This is a genomic window from Kitasatospora sp. NPDC057198, assembly GCF_042670125.1.
Lineage (GTDB): Bacteria > Actinomycetota > Actinomycetes > Streptomycetales > Streptomycetaceae > Kitasatospora.
On record NZ_JBHUWH010000378.1, the window covers coordinates 1 to 7,631 of the forward strand.

The 7,631-nt window shown below is 72.0% G+C and carries 7 protein-coding genes; 4 read left to right on the forward strand and 3 right to left on the reverse strand.

From position 1 onward, the window contains the following. Nucleotides 1–428 precede the first annotated feature (428 nt). Nucleotides 429–644 carry a heavy-metal-associated domain-containing protein gene (locus ACFUEL_RS30535; protein ID WP_380240019.1) on the reverse strand — a complete coding sequence of 72 codons (216 nt, stop codon included), beginning with the start codon at nucleotides 642–644 and terminating at the stop codon, nucleotides 429–431. Between the two features lie 334 nt (nucleotides 645–978). Between ACFUEL_RS30535 and ACFUEL_RS30540 the strand changes: the two genes are divergently transcribed. Continuing rightward, nucleotides 979–2,373 (forward strand): MATE family efflux transporter, encoded by a 1,395-nt coding sequence (locus ACFUEL_RS30540; RefSeq protein WP_380240020.1) that lies wholly within the window; start codon nucleotides 979–981, stop codon nucleotides 2,371–2,373. A gap of 14 nt (nucleotides 2,374–2,387) precedes the next feature. Here ACFUEL_RS30540 and ACFUEL_RS30545 read toward each other — a convergent pair whose 3' ends face one another. Then, complete coding sequence (locus ACFUEL_RS30545; RefSeq protein ID WP_380240021.1) at nucleotides 2,388–2,948, reverse strand: GNAT family N-acetyltransferase; 561 nt, start codon at nucleotides 2,946–2,948, stop codon at nucleotides 2,388–2,390. A 696-nt stretch (nucleotides 2,949–3,644) separates the two neighbouring features. Here ACFUEL_RS30545 and ACFUEL_RS30550 point away from each other — a divergent pair. Then, entirely contained in the window at nucleotides 3,645–4,208 is a 564-nt protein-coding gene (locus ACFUEL_RS30550) for a hypothetical protein (protein WP_380240022.1), read from the forward strand. A gap of 610 nt (nucleotides 4,209–4,818) precedes the next feature. After that, on the forward strand, nucleotides 4,819–5,535 hold the full coding sequence (locus ACFUEL_RS30555) for a carbon-nitrogen hydrolase family protein (RefSeq protein ID WP_380240025.1): 717 nt from the start codon (nucleotides 4,819–4,821) through the stop codon (nucleotides 5,533–5,535). Nucleotides 5,536–5,566: 31 nt separating this feature from the next. Here ACFUEL_RS30555 and ACFUEL_RS30560 read toward each other — a convergent pair whose 3' ends face one another. Further along, nucleotides 5,567–6,061 (reverse strand): DUF5709 domain-containing protein, encoded by a 495-nt coding sequence (locus ACFUEL_RS30560; protein WP_380240023.1) that lies wholly within the window; start codon nucleotides 6,059–6,061, stop codon nucleotides 5,567–5,569. Nucleotides 6,062–6,535: 474 nt separating this feature from the next. Between ACFUEL_RS30560 and ACFUEL_RS30565 the strand changes: the two genes are divergently transcribed. Next, nucleotides 6,536–7,631: AAA family ATPase (locus tag ACFUEL_RS30565; RefSeq protein ID WP_380240024.1), on the forward strand; the 1,096-nt coding region annotated here is incomplete at its 3' end.

Consider the following 7,631-nt stretch of genomic DNA (forward strand, 5'->3'; position numbering starts at 1 on the left):
TTATTATTCGGAGCCGTTTTCGCGGCTGCGCTGCAGCACCGGAAGAAGGCCGCTTCGCGGGGAGGCGCCACGCTTCAGGCGGCAGGGGCCCGGAGGATTCCGGTGTGAATATATTTCATATCGGATTCGATGCGGCTCGGCTCGGTGCCGAGCGGTCCGGGCGGCCGGCCGGGGGTTCAGGGCGGCCGCCCGGAGCGATTCGCCGAGACCGTCGGTGGTTGCGAGAAATCACCCTCGGGGGTGATCGTCGGGAATTCTTCCCAGGGCGGGATTGCTTCGAGCAGACCGACGGTAACTGGAGGGGGACGGCGAGGAGTGTGGACGGAGGACGACAGTGAGGCGGTGAAGCAGTGGGGCGGTGAAGCGGCGAGGCCGTGCGGGCTCCGCAGCCGCAACGGCGTTCCGGAGCCGCCGGTCTGCCGGTGGGTTCAGACGCGGCCGACCAGGGCGAAGCCGGCATCGGTGACGGCCGAGCGAATCTGGTCGTCCTGCAGGGGCTCGGCGGATTCGACGGTCACCTGGCCGGACTTCGCGTCGGCGGTGACATTGGTGACCCCGTTCAACGCGGTCAGTCCTGCGGTGACGGTCCGCTCGCAGTGACCGCAGCTCATTCCCTCGACGGTGAAGACGGCAGTGGTGGACACGGGTACCTCCGTTGGACGGGCAGTGGATGGGCGGGCCCCACAGGGCCGAAGGACGCCGTACAGCACAACGCACCCGGCCGAGGCGGGGCATCGGGACACGCCGACGGGTGCCCCCAACGAGTGGCGCTCTGCAGGGGAGTTCGCCACGGCTCGAACGGCACGGTCATCGCCCGGGGCCGGGCCCAGGGGCGGGCTCGGGCGCGGGGCGGAGGGAGTGGGCCGGCCGTGTCGTTCGAGCGGGTTTGCTTCTCGGTCCGTCTGCTGCCGGGATTTTCAGGTCGGCCTTCGACCGGGCGACGAATTTTATTTGTTGAAATCTCGAAAACGTCCAGCTATGGTCGGCCGCGTCGATATCGCCGGTGTCGGCTGGGCCGTCACCGGCGCAAGGGGAGGGGGCATGATGGGGAATACCGCAACAACGGCCGAGGTGCGTGAGGAGAAACGGGAAACCGCGTTGGACGTCTCGGCCGGGCGGTTCGCCGTGTCCATTCTGTTCGGCTTGGTGGCAGGTTTGGTACTACAAGCCTGGACAGTGGCTTTTCTGGGCCGGTTGGGCCCCGAAGCGCTCTACGTCCGCTCGGTGTACACGCCGATCGGCTACCTCGTCCTCGCGGTGACCGAGGGACTGGTGGTCGCTTCTCAGGTGTCCGCAGGCATCGCCGCCCGGAACGGCAGGAGCCGGGAGGCGCTCAAGTCCTTGCCGACGTTCTTCGCGGTCGGGGCCGGGCTGCTGGTGCTGCAAGCCGTGGTCGTACTGATGGTGCCGGGCCCGGTCCTGAACGCCCTCGGGGTCGCCCCGGACGCACGGCACTCGGTGCTGGTCTTCGTCGTGACCCTCGCCCTGACCAGCGCGGTCGGGCTGCTTCCCTATCTGGGGGCGGGAGTTCTGCGCGGACTGGGGCACACCGGCCCGGCCGCCTGGCTCGGAGCGCTGTTCACCGTGCTGTCCATCGCCGGAACGGTCGTGCTCCACGCGGTCACGGAGCTGGGCGTGCTGGCGGTGCCGATCGGAGGACTGCCCGCCACGGTGGCAGTCGGCGCGGCCGTCGTGGCCGTCCTCCGGCGCAAGCGGGTGGCCCGGCCCGCGCTGGTCGGCGACCGGGCCGCGGTGCGCGAACTGCTGGGCCTCGGTGCACCGGTGGCCGGTACGTTCCTGCTGCTGTCCACCGTGACCTTCGGTTACCTGCGGGTGCTGCGCGAAGCCGGGCCGGTAGAAGTCGCCGGCTTCTCCCTCGGACAGATGGCGGTGGGGCTGCTGATGGTCATCGCGATGGCCGTGGGTTCCGGCACGGCGATCGCCGTCACCCTGCGGCCGGGCGGGAGCCGGAGGGGGATCAACCACGCGGGTCTGAACACCGTCCTGCGGCTCTCCCTGCCCCCGTACCTGCTGCTCGGTGCGGCAGTCTTCCTGCTGCGGGAGCCGATCGCCCGGGCCCTGACCACGGATCGGGCCGCGGCCGCGGTAACGGCCGGATACTTCGCCTGGGTCGGCCCCACCCTGGCCCTCTTCGGTGGAACGCTCGCGCTGCTCAGCTACCTGGAGCAGATAGGCCGCGCGGGAGCGGCCTTCCTGCTGAACACCGTGTACTTCGCCGTGATGCTGGCCGCCGCCTTCCTCATACCCGCGCCCGTGGACGCCGGAGACCTGGCCGGGCTGATGGCGGCGGGCAACGTCCTCGGGTTCGTCACGCTCTGGTTCAGCGTGCGCTTCCTCGTTCTGCGCCGCTGACGGGCCCCTGCCCGTCAGTTCCCCGCCAGGTCGTCGGGGACGAGGGAGAAGACGAACAGGTCGACCCGGCCGCCGTGGACGTGACCAGCGTTCCGGAGCACGCCCTCCTTGTGGAACCCGGCCTTCTCGGCGACCCGCTGCGAAGCGGTGTTGCCGGTGGCGGCGAACAACTGCAGGCGTTGGAAACCCTGCGCGCCCAGCAGCCACTCGCCGAGCGTGCGCGTCGCCTCGGTCATCACACCGCGGCCGCGGGCCCACGGGGCGCTCCAGTAACCGACCTCGCTCACCCGGGCCGGCCAGTCGGTCTTCTTGAGGCCCACCGTACCGAGCAGCCTGCCGGATTCGACGTCGGTGACGGCGAAGTGCACGCCGTCGCCGGACGTGCGCAGACGGTGCGACACGTCGGTGCACCAGGACGTCGCGTGCTCGGTGCTGTACGGCTGGGGGAGCGGAAGCCACCGCTGGGTCAGTTCGTCCGAGCAGGCGACCCGGGTGTCCTCCACGTCCTCGGCGGTGAAGGGGCGGAGCAGCAGTCGATCGGTGCGCAGGACGGTTTCGGGGAAGATCGGCGGCACGTGGAACTCCTGGTCGGGTGGCGGACGGCAGATGATGCGACTGCCCGGGGCCGGTTCGCGCCCGAGGCGGACGGCCCGCTCGTCCGCTCGCCCGGCCGGAGAGCGAGGCCGATCCGACTCGCTGGCGGTCGATATCGGTGCGCCCCGGTCAGCGGAAGCTTCGGAGGCGTCCTGCTGTCGAATTGTCGGCGGGCGACCCGCCTTGCACGAATTCTCAGGTCATGGCGGGGCCCGTGGCCGCACACTCTACTGGCTCCCTACTGGCTGCCCAAAGCGATTTCCATCGACGGCGAACCAATGCCCCGCCCCGCCGAACTCAGTGTTCGGCGGGTGGAGTTCCAGTGCCGTGGCAGTCTGCTGACAACCGCGAGGCCCATGCGGCCGGGGTGCGGTCGCCCGTGGGGGCACGCCGGTCGGGAGCCGGTGCGGAGAGAGGGGGCGATCGGGGTGGCGGACGGCGCGGACAACTCGGCGATGCGGGTCGACAACACAGTGCAGGGCACCGTGCAGAGCACATTGATGCAGGTCGGCAGCGTCTGCGGAGGCACCGTCTGCCACTGTGCGGCGACCCCGGCAGTCGGTACCAGGGCCGATCAGGTACGCAGGACGCCTGGGCGGGCTGCTCGCCGAAGACGCCAACGCGGTGGTCAACAAAAGGTGATGCCACCATGCGCGTGCTGGGCAATGATGGCGGCCATGACGGATGGAACCGCACCCGAACCGCTGGGCCTGTGCATCGTGGCCAACATCGCCCCTGAGACCAGCCACGGCGAAGGCGGGCTGGAGATTCGCCAGGGGCATCGGCACTTCGTGGCGGGGGCGAAGGTATGGGTCGCGCCGCCGGGCTGGGGCGACGGCGGCGAAAGCGTCATCGTGGCCGGACGCCACCGGGGGAACAGCCGTCGTTACGCGCGAATCGTGATCAGGAGGCGGTTCCTCGTGAACTTCCGGGTCCGCGCCGTCTACAGTCCGGCGCTGGTAAGGGCGTTGACAGCGGCGGAGCCCGGTGAGGAGAAGGAGTTTGCCGCCCGCTTCCTGTGGTCCCCGGAAGAAGCGGAGAGGCGGGCGCGCTCCTGGAACACTCCGAAGTTGGAGGCGCAGCTGGACGGCCGGCACAGTTGGACCCACCTGGTCACCGATCCTCCGCCCATGGAGCTGCACCTCGACGGTGTCACCTACTACCTGGCCCATTTCAACGCCAACCGGGCGCGCTACTCATCCGAGCCGCCACCGGTGGAGCCGTCGCCGACAGCCGGCTGAAGGAGGCGGCCCACTTCCAGAAGTGGATCAAGGTCATGCAACGATCACGTTCCATGGCCCGGGGAGATCCGACGGACGCCCAGTGGGCGGTGCTGGAACCACTGCTGACTCAGGGGGAGGAGAGGAGGGCCAGGCGCTGACCAGGTGCGGTTCCGAGCGGGGAACGGTTGCGGTCCCGCCGGCGCGAGCTCGCGTGCAACCGGTCCAGATGCGGGTCGTCCACCCGTACCGTTCGGTCGGTGGTGGCCGGGTGGGCGGTGGTGGGCCGGCTCTCCTGGCCGGGGTGCGGCACGGCGGGCCAAGTCCGATGCGCCGACAACTGTCCGGGCGGACCGGGGCGAAGATATGCCTATCGGAGTCCACCGGATACCTCCGCCTTCGGGAGCGGAGGTACCGAACCGGTCAGCGCCGCGCGCCCGGTGACGCGGATTGGGGATCGCGGATCGCGGATCGGAGGGGTTGTGACGAGGCGTTCGCCGCCTGTTTCTCCGTATCCGTCGGCTCCTCCGGAGGGCTGCTGGAGGGGGTGGGGCAGTGGTGGCGGGTCCGTGTCGGTCGAGCAGGGTCCAGTCGGTGTGCAGGGGAGGAGGACGTGGTGGCGCGGGTACGGGTGGCAGCGGCGCAGTTCGAGTGCGTCGGGGGAGACGTGGAGGCCAACGTACGGCTGATCGCCGACCTGGCGGTGCAGGCGTGGGAGGCCGGGGTAGCGGTGATGGTCTGCCCGGAGCTGTCGCTCACCGGGTACGAGCCAGGGCTGATCGGTGCGGACCGGACGCTGTGGACCGAAGCGGAGGACACCCGCCTCGACCCGCTGCGCGCCACCGGGATCACGATCGTGGTCAACGGCGCCGCAGCGGGCCCCGGCGGCCGGCCGCAGATCGTCAGCACCGTGTACGCCCCGGACGGCGCTGTGGCGGCGGTGTACGCGAAGGAGCACCTGTACGAGAACGAGCGGCAGGTGTTCGAGTCCGGAAACGGCGGCGGCCGCTTCTGGCTGGACGGTGTCGGCTACTCACTGGGGACGTGCTTCGACAACCACTTCCCCGAGGTGCCCGCGAGGAACGCCGCGCAGGGCTGCCAGGTCCACCTCGCGAGTTCGCTGTACGGGACGGGCGGCGGCCGGGCGGAGCGTGCTGCCCTCCACCCGGCGATCGCCGAGGCCACCGGGATGTACGTGGTGCTCGCCAACCACGTCGGCCCCGCCGGGCCGTGGACGGGCTGCGGGGGCAGCGCCGCGTGGGCACCGGACGGGGCCGTGGTGGTCGAGGCCGACGAGAGCGGGCCCCGGCTGCTGGTGGCCGAGTTGGAGGTGGAGGTGCGCGGCTGAGGGCGGGGAGGCCCGGAGCGCCGAGCGGGGGTCAGCGGTAGTCGTCGTCGGGCACGCGGTCGGACAGGTCGTCGAGCACGGTGAACCGGACCGCCTCGCGCAGCGGCTCGTCCGGTCCGGCGTCGTCGAACTCGGCCTCGGCGTCCTCGTCCGGGTAGACCAGGTGCACAGCGGCTTCTTCCGCGGTTGCGGCACCGGCGTCCGGTCCGACGTCGGTGCCCTCGGTGTCGATGCCGTCCTCGACCAGGCGGCCGGCGCGTGGCGAGGGGCCGTCGGACCAGCGGTCGTCGACAGCCTCGGGGCTGTTGTCGGGTTCCTCCTCCGCCAACAGCTGCTCCAGGGACTCGCCGCGTTCGGCCTCCTCGGGCGTGGTGCCGTACGCGGTGGCACCCCGGTAGCCGTCCGGCGGGATGACCCCGGTGTCGAGCGGGTCGTCGTCCAGCCGGTCCGTGAGCAGCGAGTCGGCAGGCTCGAGAACGCCGTCGTCCTCGGCGGGTTCCGGCTCCTGGGCGTCCCAGTCGGTCATGACAGCACCTGTCCTCGTCACTCGGGGTGAGGTCACACGCAGTTCCTTCATGCTCGCCAGGGAGCCACCCCGCCCGCAACACGGCGCGGTGGCGGGCGGTCCGCCGCGGCGGCGGCCCGGACGGGCTCCGGGAGGAGCGAACGGAGCCCGGGAGGCCGGGACTGGTGCGGCGCGCGGAGCGGGGACGGCGGAGGAGGGGGATGCACGGAAGCCGTTCGAACACGGCACGCCGCAAGCGGCTGGGGCCGGAGTTGGGACGGCGGGCGGGATCCCGGCCGGAGTGACCGGAGACGCGGAAAGGAGGTGGTGATGCGGGGCGGCAGCTCGGAGGTCGGACGCGGTGCCCCGCGCGGGGAAAGGGCGGTGGCCGGGGGTCGGGGCGTCAGGGCGGCACGGCATGATGGCGCGCATGGAACGTACGTGCTCTCGCCGGTCTGTGCGGTCGGGTCGGGTGTGCGGATGGGGTGTGCGGTGATGACTCAGGACGGCGGGGCACCGGGTTTCGTCGGGCGGCGGCGCGAAGTGGCGCGGCTGGTCGAGGCGCTGCGGGCCGCACCGGCGGTGGTGCTGGTGGAGGGCGATGCGGGGGCCGGGAAGTCCGCGCTGGTCGGGCGGGCGCTGGCGGAGTCCGGAACACCGGGCGACCGGGTGCTGACCGCCCGGTGCCACCCGGTGGCCGAGCCGACCCCCTACGGCCCGCTGCTGGAGGCGCTGCGCCGCGGCCGTCCGGTGCTGGCGGGTGCGGCCCGGTTGCCGGCGAGCGCCGGCGCGCTCCGAGGCCGGCTGCCCGATCTGGCCGACCTGCTGCCGGAGGACACCACCGGCACGGGGGGCGACGAACGGTACCGGCTCACGCAGGGCCTCCTGGCGCTGATCGGCGCCCTGGGCGAGGTGGTGCTGCTGGTCGAGGACGCGCAGTGGGCCGACCGGGCGACCAGGGAGCTGTTGCTGCTACTGGCCAGGGACCCGGACCCCGGCCTGACACTGGTGGTGACCTACCGGGCGGAGGAACTGCCGGACGGGTCTCCCGTACTGGGAGCGGCCTACCGCTGCCCGCCCGGCGTTTCCGGGGGCCTGCTCCGGGTCGGGCCTCTGGAGAAGGGCGAGGTGCTGGAACTGGCCCGCGCCACGTTCGGCGGCAGCCCGGCCGGCCCGGCGACCGGTCCGGTCCCGGGCGCCGCGGCCGGTCCTGTCGCAGGCCCCGCGGCCAGCACGGCGTCCGCGCTCGCTGCCCTGCTGTACGAACGCTCCGGAGGGCTCCCGGCAGCGATCGTCGAAGACCTGGCCTTCCTGCGGGAGGACGGTCGGCGTGCGGACCCCGTGACGGCCCTGACCGGCGCGGAGCCGCCGCACGGCCTGCGGGAGGCGGTGGCCGAACGGCTGGCCGGCCTCGGCGCACAGGCGCGCACGGTGGCGGAGGCGGCCGCCGTACTGGACGAGCCGGCCAGCGAGGAACTGATCGCCGAGGTCGCCGCGCTGCCCGCCGAGCAGGTCTCCTCGGGGCTTGTGGTTGCCCTGCTCGAGTCAGTGCTGGACGAGCGGCCCCCGGCCAGGTACGCGTTCCGCTGGG

Bases quoted from the DNA above. Each gene is read 5' to 3' on its own strand.
- ACFUEL_RS30560 (WP_380240023.1), bottom strand. From the start codon at position 6,061: ATGACCGACTGGGACGCCCAGGAGCCGGAACCCGCCGAGGACGACGGC.
- ACFUEL_RS30550 (WP_380240022.1), top strand. From the start codon at position 3,645: ATGACGGATGGAACCGCACCCGAACCGCTGGGCCTGTGCATCGTGGCC.
- ACFUEL_RS30540 (WP_380240020.1), top strand. From the start codon at position 979: ATGGTCGGCCGCGTCGATATCGCCGGTGTCGGCTGGGCCGTCACCGGC.